Source organism: Bradyrhizobium sp. SZCCHNR3119, assembly GCF_032487775.1.
Taxonomy (GTDB): Bacteria; Pseudomonadota; Alphaproteobacteria; order Rhizobiales; family Xanthobacteraceae; genus Bradyrhizobium.
The window spans coordinates 1,099,518-1,118,109 of the sequence record NZ_JAUEUV010000002.1 but is presented as its reverse complement, the minus strand read 5'-3'; the positions used below and the strand labels follow the sequence as shown (position 1 = coordinate 1,118,109).

Below are 18,592 nucleotides of genomic sequence, written 5' to 3'. Positions count from 1 at the left end.
CGTCGTCTCCAAAGCGATCTTGCTTGTTGGCGCATCATTCGCGACTTGGTGTGGGGATTCAAGCTGTTTTGCCGGCAGAGCGTTTACCTCGGCCGCGTTTGACCGGCTCCGCCGCCCGTTCGGCTGCAATCCGCGCCAGCAGCGCGCTGGCCGGCTCGTCGGCGGGGTCCTGCGGCACCAGTCTGCCTTCGAAGGCGGACTTGAGGATGGCCTGTTTCAGGCGTGCAGCGTCGGCGGCCTCGGATTCAAGAGAAGTGAGAGTTTCGTCCGCGGCTAATAAAGCTGCGGACACACGGCGCAAAATCTCAATGGATTCCGGATGGGACGGCACGGCAATTTCCACCTCACGAATGTTATCGAGGTTTAGGCCCGGTTTGCCGGCTCCATAGGCTGCCTTCTCCAGTTGTGATTTACCTGCGCCGTAGGCTTGAAGCCAAAGTAGTATCCATGCCGCGGCTTCGGGTTCTTTTGGTCGAAGCAAGGCCACGTGTTGGTTCACATAGGCTTCTGGCAATGCCTCGGTTACTCGCGCGCTCACCGTAACATTGGCGCCCGTTATTGTGACCAGAATATCATCAGGACGCAGGCGCGTTCGGAGCCCTTCGGCATTCGGGGGTAATCTGACAAAGGCGACATCTGACAAATCGAGAATGCCGGAATTGATGTTTTGGGCGCGGACAAAAATAGCGCCTTCGTTCGCGTAGTATTGTTTCCACCCCCGGGAGCCGCTTGTGACAAATTCAAGTAGGTCGCCGACCTTCGTCCAGCGCCAGCCTTGAGGAAGATTGGCGAGACTTGTCGTTTCGGAGTTCGAACCTCCATCATTTGGCTCGCCAGTTCGGCGGGGTTCAGCAAGAGAGTATTTGTCCCGCCAACCGTTTGTGAGCTCACCCGTCGCAGCAGCCTTCAGCAGCGCGCGGCGGAAGGTTTCGAGGCCTTTGCGTGCATCGGCGAGTGCGGCTTCGCCTGCGGCGATCTCGGCGAACAGCTCATCGATGCGCGCGACGATGCGGCGTTGTTCGGGGAGGGGAGCGAGGGGAATCGTAACGGGGTTGTATAGATCCCGGCTTAGGCTCGGGATTGCGGTCGACTGGTCTAAGCGTCCGAGATCCCGAAATTGAAGGAACCAATACCCGTACCTTATGTCGATCGCCTCGGTGCCTGCTGTGAAATACGCGGTGTCGATAGGCCAGCTTGCCTCTTCAGAGTAGAACACAGCTCCTGCGGAGCCTTTGCGTCCGACAATGATCGAACTTGGCGGAGCAATAGCCTCGACGTGTTTTCCAACCGGCCCGCTCGATCCATACACGGGGAAGCGACCACTTGCTAAGCGCATGCGCTCCGGCAGGGCTTTGCCGTAACTGAGGGGGAGAACCGACCCAAGTGTTGTCCAAGACCAGCCGGTCGGGAGGGAATCGGCCTGAAGATTGTCGAGTTCTGCGATGGCTACATCCATCACGCTACCAGCGCATCCGTGATCTCATCCAGCAGCGCCGGCAGCCGCGCGCCGAACAGCGCGCGGGCCCGGATGATGCCGCCGCGGGCGGTGAATTCGGGGGCTTCCATCAAATCCTCGGGCCTGACCTCGATGTTGACGGCGAGATGGTCGCGGATCGCCATCAGCCAGTTGCGTTGCGCGTCGCTGTAGCTGCGCCCCGCCTTCTCCTCGCGGCCGAGCCAGAGGTTGAAGCGGCCCGCAATGACGGACGGCAGCGGCTCCAGCGACTCGGCCTCGCCGATGGCATAGCGCACCAGCATGACGATGTCAGCCAACGTCCCCGCGGGATTGCCGCGCACCTCGTCGGCGGCAAGGCGCTTATAGGCGCGCCAGATGTCCGGTGGTTCCAGCAGCCAGGGCGGGCGCTTCAGCGCCTCGCGCAGCTCGTCGACTGCCTCGTAAGTCAGGCGGCGCTGGGCGTAGGGCAGGTGATACAGGATCTGCAGCGCGGTCAGCTCGTCGCGGCGCTCGGTCAGGAAGCGCTGGAAACGGGCGACGGTGTCGGTGGCTTTCTTCTCGTCCCAGCCGGAGGACACGACGGCGTCCACGGAGATCGTGTCGATGCGGATATCGGCGGCGGCTTTGACCTCCTTCAACAGGCGCCGCAGCGCCGGATCGTCGAACAATGCGGCGGCCTCGTCCTTGGCGATGTCGCGGACCTGCTTCTGCTCGGGCTCCGGCGCCTCGGGCGAGACCCGCGCGGCCAGCACATCCGGATCGATGGCGTCGAGCAGGCGGCTGGCGAGACCGTGCAGGTCGAGCCCGCCCGCGGCCTTTGCGATCGCGGCGCGATCCTTGTCACTAACGCAGCGGTCGAGCGCGGCGAGCCGGCCGGCGAGGGTGGCAAAGGCATCGTCGTCGCGGCGGCCGGCGGCGATGTCGTCGATCAGCCGGTCGAACGAGACCGCGCGCTGCCGCTCCAGCGGCTGCGACACGCTCTTCAGGCTCTCGGTGACCCCCACGGCATCGATCAGGACGAAGCGCGTCTTGGCGTCGGCGTCGGGCGTGACCTCACGCAACTTGTCGGGCGAGATGATGCGGGCGCCGCGGCCCTTCATCTGCTCGAAATACAGCTCGGACTTGACGTCGCGCAGGAAGATCACGACCTCCAGCGGCTTGATGTCGGTGCCGGTCGCGATCATGTCGACGGTGACGGCGATGCGCGGATTGTAGTCGTTGCGGAAGGCGCGGATCAGACCTTCGGGATCGGCGCCGTCGGTCTTGTAGGTGATCTTCTTGGCGAAGTCGTTGCCCTTGCCGAAGACGTCGCGGACGATGGCCGTGATCTCCTCGGCATGGTGATCGTCCTTGGCGAAGATCAAAGTCTTCGGCACCTCGGTGCGGCCGGGAAACAGCTCGGTGAACAGCGCATTGCGGTAGGCGTCCAGCACGGTGCGGATCTGGTTGGTGGCGAGCACCGTGCGGTCGAGCTGGGCGGCCGTGTAGGTGAAATCGGCATCCAGCGTCTCGTAACGCTGGGCGCGGGTGCGCTTGTCGCGCACCGGGATCTCGTAGCCGGATTTCACCGTGCTGCCGCGCTCGCCGATCTCGGTGCGGATGCGAAAGATGTCGAAGCCGACATTGACACCGTCGACCACCGAGCGCTCGAACGGATATTGCGCGACCAGGTTGCGGCCGAAGAAGCCGAGGGTATGCAGCGCAGGCGTCGCGGTGAGGCCGACGATGAAGGCGTCGAAATAGTCCAGCACCTGGCGCCAGGTGCCGTAGATCGAGCGGTGGCATTCGTCCGTGATGACGAGGTCGAAGCTCTCGATCGGGATCGCGGGGTTATAGGCGACGAGGCGCTCGGTGTCCGCTCGGGCGGTTTCGAACGAAGAGGCTTCTTCCTCTTCCTCCGCCAGTTCCTTGCCGGTCAGGACCGAATAGACCCGCTGGATGGTGGCGATGACGACCTGGGCATCCTTGTCGAGGCCGGCGGCGCCGAGCTTCTGCACGTTGTAGATTTCGGAGAAGGAGCGGCCAGTGCCGGGCGGTCGATAGGCGAGATATTCGTCGCGGGTCTGGCGCACCAGATTGGCGCGGTCGGCGAGGAACAGGATGCGGCGGAAGCCGGCATGGGCGAGCAGGCGGTAGGACAGCGTGCAGGCGGTGAAGGTCTTGCCGGCGCCGGTCGCCATCTGCACCAGCGCACGGGCGCGGTTCTGCCGCATCGACGCTTCCAGCGCCGAAATCGCGTCGCTCTGGCAGGCGCGCAGGCCATCGGCGATGACGGGCGGCATCGCCTGCAGACGCCCGCGCAGAGTGGCGGGCTCCTTGAGCCAGCGCTCCAGGGTCTCCGGGCGGTGGAAGGCAAAGACTCGGCGGGAGGCCGGGTCGGGGTCGGCATGGTCCCTGAACAGGGCCTCGGTGCCGGAGGCGACGTATTCGAAACGGACCTGCCCTTCCGCCCGCACCAGATGCTTCGGGACGCTCGCGATATAGCGCGAGGCCTGTTCGGCAAAACCGGACAGCGTGGTTCCTGCCGGCTTGGCCTCGATCACGCCGCAGAGTTTGCGGCCCACGAACAGGCCGTAGTCGACGGGACCGGAATCGGTCTGGAATTCGCGGACGGCGACGCCAAGACCAGCGCCGAGATTGAGCTCGTCCTTGGACTGGATCAGCCAGCCGCACGCCAGCAGCTGCCGGTCGATCAGCGACCTAGCCTTGTCCTCCGGATGGAATGCGGATTGGTCCATGAGCAACTTATAGGCGAGGCTGATCTACGCCGGAAAGTGCTCATTGTGGCCGGGAAGCACCGAAAAGCAAGAAAATCCACTGGCTTAGGCGAGCAATCGGCCTATTGCTTCAGCGATACCCATACGCCCGCAAGCGTAAGGGCTTCAGTTCAAAGTTGGACGCCGAAGCGGGCGAGAATCCAAGTGGTCATGAGGTAAAGGACAAAAGTTAGAATGCAGCCCGCAGCGAGTGCGGGCCAGAAGTCGACGCCGCTGCGCAATAACGCTGGTATCACCAGGAACATTGGCAGCGAGGGCAGCACGTACCAGAGTGTGGTTTCCAGTTGCGAGGCGATCCGGATTTTGTCGCCTGTGTCACGCCACAACCAGATGACGGCCAGAATGGAGATCAGCGGGAGCGACGCCACCAGCGCGCCAAAGGCTGCGCTACGTCTGGCGACTTCGGAGACGACGGCAATGATCAATCCTGAAAGCGCCGCCTTAAGCACGAAGTACAGCATCGGACATTCCTCGAGCATCCGCCCGCCGCGCAGCTCCAACCCTGCATCCGGCAGTCGCGGATGTCTATCTTACGAGTTCCGACAACGCCTATGATTCAGCGGAACGCCAGCGATGCTGCAATCCATCCCGAGATCCGGGACGCAGTCCGGTCGCACTGACCATCAATTCATCTGCTCAAATCGGCTTGAGCGGATATCGGATCGAGGATTCCCCAACTCGGCCGGCTTTCGGACTGACTGCCAATGCGAGCCGGTCGCGTTAGCTTGCTCAGCAATACCCGTACACGCCGCAGGCGTAAGGCAGGCGCCAGATGTAGCTCGGATAGCCTCCGCCGCCGTAATAGGGGCCCTGGTAATCGTAGTCGAAGGCGCGGCCGTAATAGCCGGGCAGTTCCTGGCGGCCGAGCAGGATCGGCGTCGACGGCCACATCGGCGAGATCAGGGATTCCTCCTGCGCGACGGCGACAGGAGGAGGTGGGGGCGGCGGCGCCTTCACCACGCGACGGGCCTTGTAGTGCACGTTCGGAAGGTCGGCGGCGAGCGTCGCGCCATTGGCGGTGATCGCTGCCAGGAGCGACAGGATGATGGTCGTGCGCATCGGATCTCTCGCGCGGTTGAATCTCGCTGGCGCGGAGGATGGGCTGGGTATGGTTAACGGAAGGTGACCGGGGGCCAATGGTTTTCGTCATGCGCGGGCTTGGCCCGCGCATCCAGGTCTTTTGGGGGGCCGCAAAGACGTGGATGGCCGGGACAAGCCCGGCCATGACGACGATGGGCGTCTATGCCCGAGCCAGATCACCTCATACGAGCTGGCTAAGGTAGCATTGCTGCTGCGGGGAGCAGTGAGCGGCATCTCTGCGGTCGTCGAACCAAGTCTCAGGCGCCCAGCGCCTGTTCGAGGTCGGCGATCAGATCCTCCTTGTCCTCGATGCCGATCGAGAGTCGCACGATGTCCGGGCCGGCGCCGGCCCGGATCTTGGCGGCGTCGTCGAGCTGGCTGTGCGTGGTCGAGGCCGGGTGAATCACCAGCGAACGGGTGTCGCCGACATTGGCCAGATGCGAGAACAGTTTCAGGTTCGACACCAGTTTCACGCCGGCGTCGTAGCCGCCCTTGAGCGAGAAGGTGAAGACTGCGCCGGCGCCTTTCGGGCAGTATTTGCGCGCCAGCGTGTGGCCCTTGTCCTCCGGCAGGCCGGCATAGCTCACCGAAGCCACCGCGGGATGGCGGCTCAGATATTCGGCGACCGCTTTGGCATTGTCGCAATGCTTCTGCATGCGCAGCGGCAAGGTCTCGATGCCGGTCAGGATCATGAAGGCGTTGAACGGCGACAGCGCCGGTCCGAGATCGCGCAGGCCGAGCACGCGGCAGGCGATCGCGAAGGCGAAATTGCCGAACGTCTCCTGGATCTTGATGCCGTGATATTCCGGCCGCGGCTCCGTCAGCATCGGATATTTGTCGCCGCTCGCGGCCCAATCGAACGTGCCGGCATCGACGATGACGCCGCCGATCGAGTTGCCATGCCCCCCCAAGAATTTGGTCAGCGAATGCACGACGATATCGGCGCCGTGATCGATCGGGCGAATGAGGTAGGGCGTCGCCAGCGTGTTGTCGACGATCAGCGGCACGCCCGCGCTGCGGGCGACCTGTGCGATCGCCTCGATGTCAGTGACGGTGCCGCCGGGATTGGCGAGCGACTCGATGAAGATGGCCTTGGTGCGCGGGCTGACCGCAGCCTCGAAGCTCTTGATGTCGTCGGTATCGGCCCAAACCACGTTCCAACCGAAATTCTTGAACGAGTGCGTGAACTGGTTGATCGAGCCGCCATAGAGTTTGCGCGCGGCGATGAACTCGTCGCCGGGCCGCAGCAGTTGATGCAGCGCGACCACCTGCGCGGCGTGGCCCGAAGCCACCGCGAGCGCGGCGGTGCCGCCTTCCAGCGCGGCGACGCGCTCCTCGAGCACCGCATTGGTCGGGTTGCCGATGCGCGTATAGATGTTGCCGAAGGCCTGCAGCCCGAACAGCGAGGCGGCGTGATCGGCGTCATTGAAGACGAATGAGGTGGTCTGGTAGATCGGCGTTGCGCGCGCGCCCGTGGTCGGGTCGGGCTGGGCGCCGGCATGAATGGCGAGGGTGGAAAATCCCGGAGTACGGTCGGTCATTCTGTTTCCTCGATGTTGATCCGCCTACAGCTGGCGCTGGCGCGCACATGACGGGGGATTGCACGGGACACGCGACGACAGCGCGATGGAGGTCCGCTCCCGCATTCTCCTTGGGACGACATTTGCCTCGGCTGATGGTGGCGTCAAGGCAGCTGGTGACAATCGGCCAGATTTGAAATGCGTTGCTGTGTCGCGCCACGCGGGCGACAGGTTCTTTTCACGAAACGGATCAGGAGGGTTCGTTCCTGTTCTTGGCGGCGCGGTCGGAGGCCGAGGTCGCAGCTCCGCCGAGGCTGGTGCGATCGAGTGACAATCGCATGCCCTGGGTCGGGATCGGCGCGCGCTTGGAACTGATGGTGCGGGAGTTGACGCCCATCCAGGAGATCTCGGACGACAGCCGGCCATATTCGATCTTGGGGCAGCGGTTCATCACGACCTTGAGGCCTGCGGCTTCCGCCTTCGCCGCCGCGGCATCGTCGCGGGCGCCGAGCTGCATCCAGACCACCTTCGGCAGCGGCGAGAGTTTGAGCGCCTCGTCGACCACCGGCATGATGTGCGCCGAGCTCCGGAAGATGTCGACCATATCGATCGGGCGGCCGATGTCGGACAGCGAGGCGACGAAGGGACGGCCCATCAGGCTCTTGCCGACGTGACCGGGATTCACCGGGATCATGTCGTAGCCGCGCTGCGCCAGATATTTGAACGCGAAGAAGCTCGGCCGCACCTCGGACGGCGAGGCGCCGACCATTGCGATCACCTTCACGCCGTTGAGAATGCCGCGGATGTAGTCGTCGGGGTAGCTGTCGTGATTCATGATTTATGAGTCTGTTCGTTGTCGTCATTCCGGGGCGCCCGAAGGGCGAACCCGGAATCCAGAGCTGAGGTCAACAATCGCGAGATTCCGGGTTCGCCCCTGACGCGTCGCCCCGGAATGACGGCGGTGGGGAGGCAAGAAATCACTCATCCCGCCATGTCGGGGGCCGCTTCTCGATGAAGGCGTTGATACCTTCTTCGGCGTCGCGCGCCAGCATGTTCTCGGTCATCACCTCGGCCGCATAACGATAGGCGTCGGCAAGGCTCATCTCGGCCTGGCGATAGAACGCCTCCTTGCCGAGCTTGACGGTGTAGGCGGATTTGCGGGCGACCTGCTGGGCCAGCGCAATCGCGGCATCGCGTTCGGTTCCCGCCGGCACCACGCGGTTGATTAGCCCGATCTCGCGGGCGCGCGCGGCCGGCACCGGCTCGCCGGTCAGCAGCATCTCCATGGCCTGCTTGCGCGAGACGTTGCGCGACAGCGCAACCATCGGAGTCGAGCAGAACAGCCCGATATCGACGCCGGGCGTCGCGAACGACGCGGCTTCGGAGGCCACGGCGAGATCGCAGCTCGCGACCAACTGGCAGCCGGCCGCGGTGGCGATGCCCTGCACGGCGGCCACCACCGGCTTCGGCAGCTGCACGATCGTCTGCATCATCGCGCTGCACGCGGTCATCAGCTTGGCGAAATAGGCGCGGCCACGGTCGGGGCCGGTGCGATGCGCCGTGATCTCTTTGAGGTCATGCCCGGCGCAGAAGGCCGGGCCGTTGGCGGCAATCACCACCGCACGCACCGCCTTGTCGGCGGCGATCTCCGCGAGCGCCCCATGCAGATGCGCGATCATGGCTTCCGACAGGCTGTTGCGCTGGGCCGGACGATTCAGAGACAGCACGGCGACCGGGCCCGCCATCTCGCGCAACAGGATCGCGTCGGATGTGGCGGGCCGAGCGGCGGCATCGCGGGCAGCTCGAGCAGGCATCGGAAATTCCCGTGGTGTCAGTCGGAGGCTAATGTAACAGAATGCCAATAGACAGAGCAGGGGGGCGCATGGCGGAAGCGAAGATGAGCGTTGCGGAACTGGAGGCGTTCCTGCACGCGGAATTCCCGCAGGCATTCACGCAAGGTGGCGATATCACCATCGAGCATGCCGACGGCAAGAGCTGCCGTCTGCGCCAGCGCTTCCACGACAGAATGTTGCGGCCCGGCGGCACGGTGTCGGGGCCGACGCTGATGGCGCTGGCCGATTTCGCGATGTACGTGGTGCTGTTGTCGGCGATCGGCCCGGTCGGACTTGCGGTCACCACCAACCTCAACATCAACTTTCTGCGCAAGGGCGCGCCGGGGCAGGACGTGCTGGCGGAGGCCAGGCTGCTGAAGCTCGGCAAGCGGCTCGCGGTCGGCGAGGTGACGCTGCTGTCGGGCGGCGAGCCCGACCCGATCGCCCACGTGACGGCGACCTATTCCATTCCGAACATGTGAGGTTTTTGCAGGTAATATTGCACCATATTTATAAGTCATTGTTTTATCTAAGATAATTTTCGCGTTTGGACGTTGACGCGAATGCCCCGCTTCTCTAGAACCTGCGGCCAAGTCGGCGCGGTTCCTTCGCGCCGCAAACTCCCTGTCACGGATAGCTCTCATGAAAACCTTTTCGGCAAAGCCGGCCGAGGTCCAGAAGAAGTGGGTCGTGATCGACGCCAAGGGTCTGGTGGTCGGTCGTCTCGCCACGCTGGTCGCGATGCGGCTGCGCGGCAAGCACCTCCCGACCTATACGCCCCATGTCGATTGCGGCGACAACGTCATCATCGTCAACGCGGCGCATGCCGTGCTCACCGGCCGCAAGCGCGAGCAGAAGGTCTATCACAAGCACACCGGCTATGTCGGTCACGTGAAGACCCACACCGCGCGCCAGATCCTCGAAGGCCGTTTCCCCGAGCGCGTGCTCGAGAAGGCGATCGAGCGCATGATCCCGCGCGGGCCGCTCGGCCGCGTGCAGATGGGCAATTTGCGTGTCTATGGCGGCCCCGATCATCCGCACGAGGCGCAGAACCCCGAGAAGGTCGACGTCGCCAAGATGAACCGCAAGAACATGAGGGCCGCATAAGATGGCCGAAAGCATCCAGTCTCTCGATCAGCTCTCGCAGCTGAAGACCTCCGTCGGTGCCACCACCGGGGAAGCGCCGAAATATGAGAAGAAGGTCGACAAGTTCGGCCGCGCCTATGCCACCGGCAAGCGCAAGGACGCGGTCGCCCGCGTCTGGATCAAGCCGGGCTCCGGCAAGGTCACCGTCAACACCCGCGACATCGAGATCTACTTCGCCCGTCCGGTGTTGCGCATGATGATCCAGCAGCCGCTGGTCGCTGCCGCTCGTGCCGGCCAGTATGACGTGATCTGCACGGTCGCCGGCGGCGGTCTCTCCGGCCAGGCCGGTGCGGTCCGTCACGGCCTCTCCAAGGCTTTGACCAACTTCGAGCCGGAGCTGCGCAGCGTGCTCAAGAAGGGTGGCTTCCTGACCCGCGACTCCCGCGTGGTCGAGCGCAAGAAGTACGGCAAGGCCAAGGCCCGCCGCTCCTTCCAGTTCTCGAAGCGCTGATCTGCCGGTTCCGGCGATCAAAGGACTCGTCAGCCTCCAATACGAACGGGCGCCCTCGCGGGCGCCCGTTTTGCTTTGCGTGAAAGCTTGTGCGGATCAGGCGCTGGCGCGGCGCGCCGTCAGCCATTGGTTCGGCGCCAGCGGCTTTGCCACCACCCGCACCTCGCCGATGCTGCCGATGAAGCCGTCCGACGGCGCACGATCCCACCAGCCGCAGCCCAGCGCCCATGGCTGAGACGCCGCCGTGCTCGCGATGCCGTTGCCGCCGATCACGCTGCGCACGACCGGCGCGCCCTCGATGTAGAGCACGGTCGAGTTGTCGCTGGGATCGTTGACGATGGCGAGGTGATACCAGGTGCCCAGCATGATCTCGCCGGACCAGTCGGTCTGCGGCTGCTTGGTCGAACTCGACGGCACGATCTCCCACTGCACCTCGCGCAGATTCGAGATCGCAAACAGGATCGGCGGGGATTCCGGATCGCCGCCGGCATAGCCGGGAAGCCAGCCACGGTTGCCGAAGCGGGTCAGGATGTTGCACCAGGCGTGATCGCTGGCCTTCCAGTTCGGATCGATCTTGATGAAGGTTTCGACCGTGTAGCCGGCGGCGAAGGTCGCCGCGTTGATCGGCGCGTTGGCAGCGGTGGTGAAGAAGCTGAAGCGGCCGCCGCCCTGCTTGGTGGTGTTCAGGAACTGCACGCTGCCCGCGGCCGACGACAGCCGATGCTTGTCGGCGGTGAAGGCCACGTCGGCGATCTGCGCCGCGCCGGCCAGCGATGCGCGCTGCATCGGGTTCGCCGAGGTGAGGTCCGTAAGCGAAGTGCCGGCGGGGACGGCCTTGCCGATCGTGCCGGCGTCGATCCGCCAATGCGCGACCGTCTCGGCGATGAGCGGATAGTCGTGCTCGTTCGTGGGCGGCACCACCACCGGCTCGGGTGCTTCCGTGTAGTTGGCGTAGAGGTCCTGCTTGACCCGCGGCAGGATCGGCGAGCCGACAAGTGCCGGAAGAGGGCAGAAATCGGTGAAGCGGGCGAAGCGCCGCTCGAAATGGATATCGATGGAGAATTCGTGATTGGGCTCGGACAGCCAGGCGCGGTCGAACTGCTTCAGGCTGGCCTTCGGCTTCTCCACCACCCAGGGCGAGAATGAGGCAACGTCGATCTTGTTCTTGGTGAAGTCGAACTCGTAGAGCCGCATCAGGCCGTTGCCGCCCTGATAGGCCATCTGATAGTCGACGACCATCTGGAAGACCGGGTTGTGGAAGTCGTTGACCTTCGTCAGCGTTGCGCCACCATGATAGTGGCCGTTCAAGGTCATGAAGATCTGGTCGTTGTGGCGGATCAGCTTGTCCCAGAGATACTGGCCATAGGCGACTTCGAGCGGGCTGACGCCGTCATTGGCGATGTTGAGCAGTTGGTGATTGACCAGGATCACCGGCAGCATCGGATGGCGCGCGATCATGCTTTGCGCCCAGGCGATGGCATCGTCCGAGGCGCGCCACGACAGCGACAGCACCATGAAGCTGATCCCGCAGGCATGGAATTTATGCGCTTCGTGCCAGCCGCTCGGATGGCGCTCCATGAAGGTCCGCTGCTTCGCCGCGCGGCTGGTGGGAAACCACGACAGATAAGGCTCGGACGCGCTGCGCTGCGCATCGGTACCCGAACTCTGGCTCCACGCACCCTCGAATTCCAGGGCCGACAAGACGTCGTGATTGCCCGCCAGCACCGAATAGGGCTTGTCGGCGGTCTCGAGCAGCTTCATCGCGGCGTCGGCGACCGCCCATTGCTGCGGGTGTTTCACCTGATCCACCACGTCACCGAGATGGATCGAGAATGGGATGTGATACTTCGCGGCGTTGTCGACGATGAACTGCGTCTGCGCCGGATAGGGCGTGCTGCCATATTGGCGCTGGTAGGACTGGCCTTCTTCCGACGTCGCATAGCGCGAGTAGAATTGCGTGTCCGGCAGGACCGCGAGCGCGAAGCTGGTCGTCACCGGGTGGCGGAAGTGCCCGCGCCAGGGAAAAGGCCAGGACCAGGGCCATCGCCCAAATCCGTGCGCGTGGGCGGCCCCGGCCGGCAGCAACCCTGCGCCAAGACCGAGTGCCGAGGCACCCGCGTTACGCAGCAGCGTGCGGCGGTCCACGCCGCTCGGCTCCGAGCCGATCGATTGCCGCGATGAATGGTGCCCTGTGGCCTGCTTGTCGTTTGATGTTTCGTCTTCGAAAGACATTCTCGTCCCCAACCTCAGCGGCGCGTCGTGCCGCGGCGGGGAGTGTTAATTAGACATGATCTCAGATTTGAGAATGTTTCGTTTCGTTTCCGTGAGCCCTTTGCGACCGAGAGAGAATTTCGTCGATCCCCATCGTAGCCAGTCACAACTTTCATGAATGCCGGATCATCTCGGTCAATCAAGGCGCGCATCTCACCGGGCGCGCCGCTTCGTTTTTGAGCCCTGTTTGTCGCTTTTTGTGCGAACAAATTGCCGCCGAGTTGAGCCGGATTTTTCCAGAAAACTTGAACCCGCTCACAAACCTCTTTCGAACAGACCGCTCGGTAGTTTGATCGCGGAAAGGCGGCGCTAACCGAACATTGCGCCGCAACAGCAACCGGGGTGAGACGATGGTGCTCGACAGCCTCACGCTTTATATCGTGGCGACGATGGTTGCGGCGCTGCTCGGCGCCATGCTGCTGTTCTTCGGCCGCGAGCAGAACATCCCGGCGTTGCGCTGGTGGGGCGCAGCCTATGTGCTCGGCTCGGTGTCGGTCGCGCTGTGGACGCTGGTCGGCGAGCGCTTTGGCGAGGTGGTGCCGCTGCTCCTGAGCGCAGTCGGCCTCATCGCCTCGGCCATGGTGTGGAACGCCGCCCGCGTGTTCCATGGCAAGAGCCCGAGCGTCGCCGGCCTTGCGCTCGGCGCCGTGGTCTGGATCGCGAGCGGAACGTTGCTCGATCCGGCCGCGCACGTGCTGCGGCTCACGATCGGGGCCGGACTCGTCGTGATCTATGCGACGCTCACCGCCGCGCAATTGTGGCAGGAGCGCCGCGCCAGCCTGAAGCGGCGCTGGCCGGCCTTGGCCGTCCCGGCGCTGCACGGCTTCGTGCTGATGCTGCCGATCCTGCTCGGCAACATGCTGCGCGATTCCAGCGGCGCCTTCGCCGCCACCTGGGTGACCGTCTTCGCCATCGAACTCGTGCTCTATGCCGTCGGCACCGTGTTCGTGATCTTCATGCTGGTCAATGAGCGCGTCGTCAGCGCGCACAAGCGCGCTGCTTCGATCGATCCCCTGACCGGCCTGCTGAATCGCCGCGGTTTTGCGGATGCCTGCGCGCGGCTGATCGAGCGTGAGGCGCGCGAGGGCCGGCCGGTGACGGTGCTGATCTTCGACATCGATCATTTCAAGGCGATCAACGATCGCTTCGGCCATCCCGCCGGCGACGAGGTCTTGAAACTGTTTTCGGCGGTGGTGGTCAACAACCTGCGCATCACCGATCTCTCGGGGCGGATCGGCGGTGAGGAGTTCGCGGCGCTCTTGCCGTGCTCGCTCGGTGAGGGCGTGGTGGCGGCGGAGCGTGTGCGCGAGGTGTTCGCGACATCCGGGATCGTCTGCGACGAGGGTCCGGTCGATACCACCGTCTCGATCGGCGTCGCCGGCGGTCCCGCCGGGACCGAGCTCGAAGTGCTGCTCGCGGCCGCCGATACCGCGCTCTACAAGGCCAAGCGCACGGGGCGCAACCGCGTCGAGACCGCCACCGAGTTACCGCTGTCGCTCGATCACTTCCGGCGGCAGAAGGCAGGGCTGTCCGCCTCGGCGCAGCCGGCTCAACTGGTCGCGCCAACGTGAAGCATTGCGCGCGTTGCGGTAAGGTCTGATTAACCGACGGCTCCGATGATGGCTCCATCATGGAAGCTCAGAACCATACCGCGCTAACCTCGCTTGAGGTGGAGGCCGCGGCCGCGCGCGGCGGCTTTGCCTGCCTGTTCTCGAACTCGGACGAGTTCGAGCAGGCGCTCATCGTGCGCCGCCGCGCCGAGGGCCGTTATCGCCAGTCGTTCCGTCATTGGCCGGTGCTGATGTTTGTCGGATGCGCCATGGCGGTCGCGGGCGTGGTGCTGCTGTTCCACTGATCGCTCCGCTCCGCCAGCGCGAGGCGCCTTTGTCCTGCGCGCGCATTTGCGCTAGACACCGGGCGCACAGCGGGAGGCAAGCACCATGATCACCGAAATCGCCCAGATCGACATCAAGCCCGGCTCGGAGAAGGATTTCGAGGCCGCGGTCGCGAAAGCTCGCGCCGCCTTCGGCCGTTCCAAGGGCTTCCACGGCTTCGAGCTGCACAAGTCGATCGAGAAGCCGCAGCGTTACCGGCTGATGGTGAAATGGGAGACGCTCGAGAGCCACACCGTCGATTTCCGCGGCTCGGAGAATTTCACCGAATGGCGCGGCCTCGTCGGGCAGTATTTTGCCGCGCCGCCGGAGGTCGAGCACACCGTGACGGTGCTGACCTCGGCCGAGTGAGACGGGTATGGCTCAGATCGCCGTAGCTGGATCTTCGACCGTGTGATCGGTCTTGAAATAGTCGATGACGACCTTGGCGATCGCCAGCAGCGGCAGCGCCAGGGTCAGGCCCCAGATGCCGAACACGATGCCGAGCAGGATCTGAAACGCGAACAGAGTCGCCGGCGGGATGTCGAGCGCCTGACGCTGGATCAGCGGCGTCAGCACATAGCTCTCCATCGCGTGCACGCCCAGGAACAGCACCGCGGCGCTGGCGGCCGCGACCCAGCCCGAGGCGAGGCTCGCCAGGACCACGATCACGCCGGCGATGATGGCGCCGACTGTCGGCACGAACGCCAGCAATCCGGCCTGGATGCCAAGGATGAAGGCGGCCTGGATGCCGATGATCGAAAGCCCGATCCAGGTGACCAGGAACACCGCGAACATCGTGATCATCTGGGCGATGAGCCAGCGCTCCAGCGTGTCGCTGATGCGATCGACGATCACGGTGGCCTGTTCCCGATACTTGGAGGGGGCCAGGAACAACAGGCCGCTGCGATAGACCGACGGCTGCGCCGCGAACGCAAGTCCCAGGAACAGCACGATGAAGATGTTGCCGACGGCACTCACCGTGCCGAGCAGGACCTTCAGCGTCTGCGTCACGATCGCGCCGCCGCTCGAGGCCAGCGCACTGGGGGAGGGCAGGCCGCTCGGCAGGCTGTGCGATTGCGTCGCCGCGGGAGCCGTTCGCTCCGAGCCGGAGGTCGTCGAACTGCTGAAGTCGAAATAGCTGGTGTCGATGCCGTGTCCCTCGAGGAAGGCTTTGACATTGCCGAGCTGCGATTTGATCGTGTCGCTCAACACCTTGGTCTGGTCGGCGATGGTGGCGCCGAACAGGGACACGACGCCGGCGAGCAAGGCCGCCAGGGCGAGACAGACGATGATCAGCCTGATCGCGTGCGGCCAATGCAGCACGTGGCCGAGCCGGTTGGTCATCGCGTTCAGCCCGACCCCGAGCAGCATGCCAGCGAACATCAGGAATACGGCCGCGGCGTAGTACCAGGTGAATGCGAGCATCGCGATGAACAGCACGACGCCGATGCCGCCGACGGCGATCGCCCAGGCCAGATCACTGCGGGCCTGCAGACGCGGTTCGGGCGGAACGAGCATGGGGCGTCCTTAAACTCCTAAGGGGCGGTTTGCAGACATGGGCGAAAACCCGGCCGGGATCAAGCGGTATGGCCGCGCCGGTTTGCCGCGATGCGGCGCGTTGGGTTGCCTTGAAACGGCATTGCGGCTGCGCAGGTTCAGATGTTGATCCCCGTCTGCGACGAAGGCATGATTTGCGTTTAACCGCCAGGAGAAGTGGACAAGAGGAATGAAACGTCCGGTGGTCGGCGTGATCGGCAATGCCTATCGCGTCGAGAACAGGTTTACGGTGCAGATGGTCGGCGAGCGCAACCTAAGCGCCGTAGCCGAGGTGGCGGGCGCATTGCCGCTGATGTTCGCCGGGATGCCTGAGATCACGGATATCGGAGCGTTGCTCGACGTCGTCGACGGTATCGTGTTGACGGGTGCTCGCGCCAATGTCCATCCGAGCCGCTTCAATGCCGAGCCGAGCCTCAAGCACGAGCCCTATGACATCCACCGCGACGAGGTCGCCTTGAGGCTCTCGGAAGCGTGTGTCGCGCGAGGCATCCCGCTGTTCGGCATCTGCCGCGGCCTGCAGGAGATGAACGTCGCCTTCGGTGGCTCCTTGCATCCGGAGATCCGCGAACTGCCAGGCCGGATGAATCACCGGATGCCGCGGCTGGAGAATGGCGAAATCCATCCCGACCCGACCGTGATCTTTGCCGACCGCCATGAGGTCAAGCTGACGCCGGGCGGCGCCTTTGCCGCGATCCTCGGCTGCGACGCGATCAAGGTCAATTCGCTGCACGGGCAGGGCATCCTGGAGCCGGGCGCACGGGTGGTGATCGAGGGCGTTGCCGAGGACGGCACGATCGAGGCGATCCGGATCGCGGATGCGCCGAGCTTTGCGCTCGGCGTGCAATGGCATGCGGAGTATGATCCGCAGCGCAATCCGATCAATCGCAAGCTGTTCGAGGCGTTCGGCGCTGCGCTGCGCGGGCACCGTCCGCATGCAATCGGATAATCATGCCTGGCGCGCTCGTTCTGAAGGGACAGCGGGCGAGGTTCGAAGTTGGCGGCGGCGATTTCAGACTCATCGCAGATTTTCGTTCAGGCATCAGATCGCATTCTGGCCAGAACTGGCGCGCCTCCGTCCGGCTTGGTTCATGTGGGTGTCGTCACCGCGGAGTGGTACGACATGTTCGGGCCAGCCAAGCTGGTCGATCTTCGCTCTTGATCTAAATCAACCCAGCAGGAACTAGCGATCCTAGCCTACATACAAGGGGCCTTGCCTTTTTTAAGGAGGATATCCCATGCGACACCTGCCGTATTGCGCGGTCATTGCTCTTGCGTCGCTGTCATCAGGAGTTGCAGCAGCTGAAGATACCCTGAAGGGGACCTACTCGTTTGTCGGCAGTCAGGTATGTCTGAGTTCACCGGCTGGGTTTAAGCGAGACACCAACGGAAACTTCACGATCCCTGTTGGTGAGACCAACGTCAGCCAGACGACCAGCGAGGGTGAGATCGTTTACAACGGCGATGGAACCGGCAAGGTCACGCAGACGTTTGTGACTACCGTTCCGCCACCCAATCCTTATGGAGCGGCAATAAGTGCGGGCACGGTCTCGTACTCCTTCACCTACGCTCATGAGTCGGATCGCTCATATCGCATGACTCTGAAACCCGACTCCTTTCAAGGAAGGCTCGACGCCGGGCCCAACGCCGGCCAGCAATTTTCCATCGATGTCGGCAGCAGGGTGCTGCGGGTTTCGGACGATCGCAGACAAATAACATTCGGGATTGCGAAGCCTTACGTCGAGAAGATCACCTTCTCGGGTTCGCCTGAATTTCCCGTTCCACGTATCTGTTCGTCGATCGGTACTCAGGTGCTGGCCGATAAATCGATCTCCACGGTAGGGCAGGGCAGATAACTGGATCGTCTTGCCGGCTGTGCCCGATCGGTACCGGCGACGGGAAGATATGATCCCCGCGCCGATCACCGTAGTCGCCATCGCTACGCTTGCGGCCCAGGCGTAGGCGATGGCAAGCTTTGCGCTCTCCAAGAGTAATGGCCCCGCTCGCGGAGACGGACAAGTCGTTCATCCGCTCTGCGAGCTGCGACCGATCACGGCTTCGCCAGGTGCCAGGCGCCGTTGAGGAAGCCGTCGCCGCTGACGTCGCCGGCCTTCTGGTCCTTGGCGAAGGTATAAAGCGGCTTGCCCTTGTAGGCCCACTGCTTGGAACCGTCGTCGCGGGTGATGATCGTGTAATCACCGCTGGGCTGATCGCTTGCGCTCGCCTTCAGGACCGGCCAGTTGGTGGCGCAGGGGCCGTTGCAGGCCGACTTGCCGCCACTGTCCTTGTCGAAAGTATAGAGCGACATGCCGCTGGCGTCGGTCAGGATCTGGCCTTTTGCGCTGCTGCCGCTCTTGGTCGGAGGCGCCGCGTTGGCGCTGGAGATCACCGCGAGCGATATCGCGGCCACGAAAAGACTAGCTATCGAAATCCTGGTCATTTCAACTCCCCTCATGAGGTGGATCGCAGAGATAAGGACGCTTGGCGGGGGCTTCTATTCCGTAGCAGCCTTCTTCTTTCGCGCGCGAAACCGCGCAGCCGTCAGCCTGGGAACCGGCGCGATCGCCCGAAGGTGTGGGCAAATGAAAAAGGCGCCCCGCGAGGGGCGCCTTTGCAGTCGCGATGATCCGC

At 63.9% G+C, this 18,592-nt stretch carries 18 protein-coding genes; 8 read left to right on the top strand and 10 right to left on the bottom strand.

What is annotated here, in order from left to right:
- Positions 1–58 precede the first annotated feature (58 nt).
- The 7 genes from QX034_RS32515 to QX034_RS32485 form a co-directional block, all read right to left on the bottom strand.
- The gene (locus QX034_RS32515; protein ID WP_316196264.1) at positions 59–1,456 is read right to left on the bottom strand and encodes a restriction endonuclease subunit S; all 1,398 of its coding nucleotides are present in this window, start codon (positions 1,454–1,456) and stop codon (positions 59–61) included.
- Positions 1,456–4,194, bottom strand: a complete 2,739-nt coding sequence (locus QX034_RS32510) for a DEAD/DEAH box helicase family protein (RefSeq protein WP_316196263.1) — start codon at positions 4,192–4,194, stop codon at positions 1,456–1,458. The genes QX034_RS32515 and QX034_RS32510 overlap by 1 nt, the downstream gene beginning before the upstream one ends.
- A gap of 149 nt (positions 4,195–4,343) precedes the next feature.
- Complete coding sequence (locus QX034_RS32505) at positions 4,344–4,694, bottom strand: DUF3147 family protein (RefSeq protein WP_316196341.1); 351 nt, start codon at positions 4,692–4,694, stop codon at positions 4,344–4,346.
- Positions 4,695–4,962: 268 nt separating this feature from the next.
- Complete coding sequence (locus QX034_RS32500) at positions 4,963–5,292, bottom strand: hypothetical protein (RefSeq protein ID WP_315703420.1); 330 nt, start codon at positions 5,290–5,292, stop codon at positions 4,963–4,965.
- A gap of 278 nt (positions 5,293–5,570) precedes the next feature.
- Positions 5,571–6,854, bottom strand: coding sequence for an O-acetylhomoserine aminocarboxypropyltransferase (locus QX034_RS32495; protein WP_315703421.1), 1,284 nt, complete (start codon positions 6,852–6,854; stop codon positions 5,571–5,573).
- A 229-nt stretch (positions 6,855–7,083) separates the two neighbouring features.
- Positions 7,084–7,668 carry a CoA-binding protein gene (locus tag QX034_RS32490; protein WP_315703422.1) on the bottom strand — a complete coding sequence of 195 codons (585 nt, stop codon included), beginning with the start codon at positions 7,666–7,668 and terminating at the stop codon, positions 7,084–7,086.
- Positions 7,669–7,810: 142 nt separating this feature from the next.
- Positions 7,811–8,647, bottom strand: a complete 837-nt coding sequence (locus QX034_RS32485; RefSeq protein WP_315730193.1) for an enoyl-CoA hydratase — start codon at positions 8,645–8,647, stop codon at positions 7,811–7,813.
- Positions 8,648–8,715: 68 nt separating this feature from the next.
- On the opposite strand from QX034_RS32485, the gene QX034_RS32480 reads away from it, so the two are divergent.
- The 3 genes from QX034_RS32480 (at position 8,716) to rpsI (ending at position 10,262) form a co-directional block, all read left to right on the top strand.
- A complete protein-coding gene (locus QX034_RS32480; RefSeq protein ID WP_315703424.1) occupies positions 8,716–9,147 on the top strand; it encodes a PaaI family thioesterase in 432 nt (143 codons plus the stop codon).
- Between the two features lie 160 nt (positions 9,148–9,307).
- The gene (gene rplM, locus QX034_RS32475; protein ID WP_315703425.1) at positions 9,308–9,772 is read left to right on the top strand and encodes a 50S ribosomal protein L13; all 465 of its coding nucleotides are present in this window, start codon (positions 9,308–9,310) and stop codon (positions 9,770–9,772) included.
- A 1-nt stretch (position 9,773) separates the two neighbouring features.
- Positions 9,774–10,262: a 30S ribosomal protein S9 gene (rpsI, locus tag QX034_RS32470; protein ID WP_315703426.1), complete on the top strand. Its 489-nt coding sequence runs from the start codon at positions 9,774–9,776 to the stop codon at positions 10,260–10,262.
- A 96-nt stretch (positions 10,263–10,358) separates the two neighbouring features.
- Here the strand turns inward: rpsI and QX034_RS32465 are convergent, their stop codons facing one another.
- Entirely contained in the window at positions 10,359–12,494 is a 2,136-nt protein-coding gene (locus QX034_RS32465; protein WP_316196262.1) for a LamG-like jellyroll fold domain-containing protein, read from the bottom strand.
- 389 nt (positions 12,495–12,883) lie between these two features.
- On the opposite strand from QX034_RS32465, the gene QX034_RS32460 reads away from it, so the two are divergent.
- From QX034_RS32460 to QX034_RS32450, 3 genes are all read left to right on the top strand, one after another.
- Positions 12,884–14,104, top strand: coding sequence for a GGDEF domain-containing protein (locus QX034_RS32460; RefSeq protein ID WP_315703428.1), 1,221 nt, complete (start codon positions 12,884–12,886; stop codon positions 14,102–14,104).
- A gap of 59 nt (positions 14,105–14,163) precedes the next feature.
- Positions 14,164–14,388 carry a hypothetical protein gene (locus QX034_RS32455; protein WP_315703429.1) on the top strand — a complete coding sequence of 75 codons (225 nt, stop codon included), beginning with the start codon at positions 14,164–14,166 and terminating at the stop codon, positions 14,386–14,388.
- Positions 14,389–14,473: 85 nt separating this feature from the next.
- Positions 14,474–14,776, top strand: coding sequence for an antibiotic biosynthesis monooxygenase family protein (locus tag QX034_RS32450; RefSeq protein ID WP_315729055.1), 303 nt, complete (start codon positions 14,474–14,476; stop codon positions 14,774–14,776).
- A 12-nt stretch (positions 14,777–14,788) separates the two neighbouring features.
- Here the strand turns inward: QX034_RS32450 and QX034_RS32445 are convergent, their stop codons facing one another.
- A complete protein-coding gene (locus tag QX034_RS32445; RefSeq protein WP_315703431.1) occupies positions 14,789–15,925 on the bottom strand; it encodes an AI-2E family transporter in 1,137 nt (378 codons plus the stop codon).
- A gap of 208 nt (positions 15,926–16,133) precedes the next feature.
- Between QX034_RS32445 and QX034_RS32440 the strand changes: the two genes are divergently transcribed.
- Both QX034_RS32440 and QX034_RS32435 read left to right on the top strand, forming a co-directional pair.
- On the top strand, positions 16,134–16,910 hold the full coding sequence (locus QX034_RS32440; protein WP_315762956.1) for a gamma-glutamyl-gamma-aminobutyrate hydrolase family protein: 777 nt from the start codon (positions 16,134–16,136) through the stop codon (positions 16,908–16,910).
- A gap of 289 nt (positions 16,911–17,199) precedes the next feature.
- Complete coding sequence (locus QX034_RS32435; RefSeq protein ID WP_315762955.1) at positions 17,200–17,817, top strand: hypothetical protein; 618 nt, start codon at positions 17,200–17,202, stop codon at positions 17,815–17,817.
- A 194-nt stretch (positions 17,818–18,011) separates the two neighbouring features.
- On the opposite strand, the gene QX034_RS32430 is transcribed toward QX034_RS32435, so the two are convergent.
- A complete protein-coding gene (locus tag QX034_RS32430; RefSeq protein ID WP_315703434.1) occupies positions 18,012–18,401 on the bottom strand; it encodes a hypothetical protein in 390 nt (129 codons plus the stop codon).
- Positions 18,402–18,592 lie beyond the last annotated feature (191 nt).

Excerpts from the sequence above, each read along its gene's own strand:
- QX034_RS32515 (WP_316196264.1), bottom strand. The coding sequence starts at position 1,456 with ATGGATGTAGCCATCGCAGAACTCGACAATCTTCAGGCCGATTCCCTC.
- QX034_RS32510 (WP_316196263.1), bottom strand. The coding sequence starts at position 4,194 with ATGGACCAATCCGCATTCCATCCGGAGGACAAGGCTAGGTCGCTGATC.
- QX034_RS32505 (WP_316196341.1), bottom strand. The coding sequence starts at position 4,694 with ATGCTGTACTTCGTGCTTAAGGCGGCGCTTTCAGGATTGATCATTGCC.
- QX034_RS32500 (WP_315703420.1), bottom strand. The coding sequence starts at position 5,292 with ATGCGCACGACCATCATCCTGTCGCTCCTGGCAGCGATCACCGCCAAT.
- QX034_RS32495 (WP_315703421.1), bottom strand. The coding sequence starts at position 6,854 with ATGACCGACCGTACTCCGGGATTTTCCACCCTCGCCATTCATGCCGGC.
- QX034_RS32490 (WP_315703422.1), bottom strand. The coding sequence starts at position 7,668 with ATGAATCACGACAGCTACCCCGACGACTACATCCGCGGCATTCTCAAC.
- QX034_RS32485 (WP_315730193.1), bottom strand. The coding sequence starts at position 8,647 with ATGCCTGCTCGAGCTGCCCGCGATGCCGCCGCTCGGCCCGCCACATCC.
- QX034_RS32480 (WP_315703424.1), top strand. The coding sequence starts at position 8,716 with ATGGCGGAAGCGAAGATGAGCGTTGCGGAACTGGAGGCGTTCCTGCAC.
- rplM (WP_315703425.1), top strand. The coding sequence starts at position 9,308 with ATGAAAACCTTTTCGGCAAAGCCGGCCGAGGTCCAGAAGAAGTGGGTC.
- rpsI (WP_315703426.1), top strand. The coding sequence starts at position 9,774 with ATGGCCGAAAGCATCCAGTCTCTCGATCAGCTCTCGCAGCTGAAGACC.
- QX034_RS32465 (WP_316196262.1), bottom strand. The coding sequence starts at position 12,494 with ATGTCTTTCGAAGACGAAACATCAAACGACAAGCAGGCCACAGGGCAC.
- QX034_RS32460 (WP_315703428.1), top strand. The coding sequence starts at position 12,884 with ATGGTGCTCGACAGCCTCACGCTTTATATCGTGGCGACGATGGTTGCG.
- QX034_RS32455 (WP_315703429.1), top strand. The coding sequence starts at position 14,164 with ATGGAAGCTCAGAACCATACCGCGCTAACCTCGCTTGAGGTGGAGGCC.
- QX034_RS32450 (WP_315729055.1), top strand. The coding sequence starts at position 14,474 with ATGATCACCGAAATCGCCCAGATCGACATCAAGCCCGGCTCGGAGAAG.
- QX034_RS32445 (WP_315703431.1), bottom strand. The coding sequence starts at position 15,925 with ATGCTCGTTCCGCCCGAACCGCGTCTGCAGGCCCGCAGTGATCTGGCC.
- QX034_RS32440 (WP_315762956.1), top strand. The coding sequence starts at position 16,134 with ATGAAACGTCCGGTGGTCGGCGTGATCGGCAATGCCTATCGCGTCGAG.
- QX034_RS32435 (WP_315762955.1), top strand. The coding sequence starts at position 17,200 with ATGCGACACCTGCCGTATTGCGCGGTCATTGCTCTTGCGTCGCTGTCA.
- QX034_RS32430 (WP_315703434.1), bottom strand. The coding sequence starts at position 18,401 with ATGACCAGGATTTCGATAGCTAGTCTTTTCGTGGCCGCGATATCGCTC.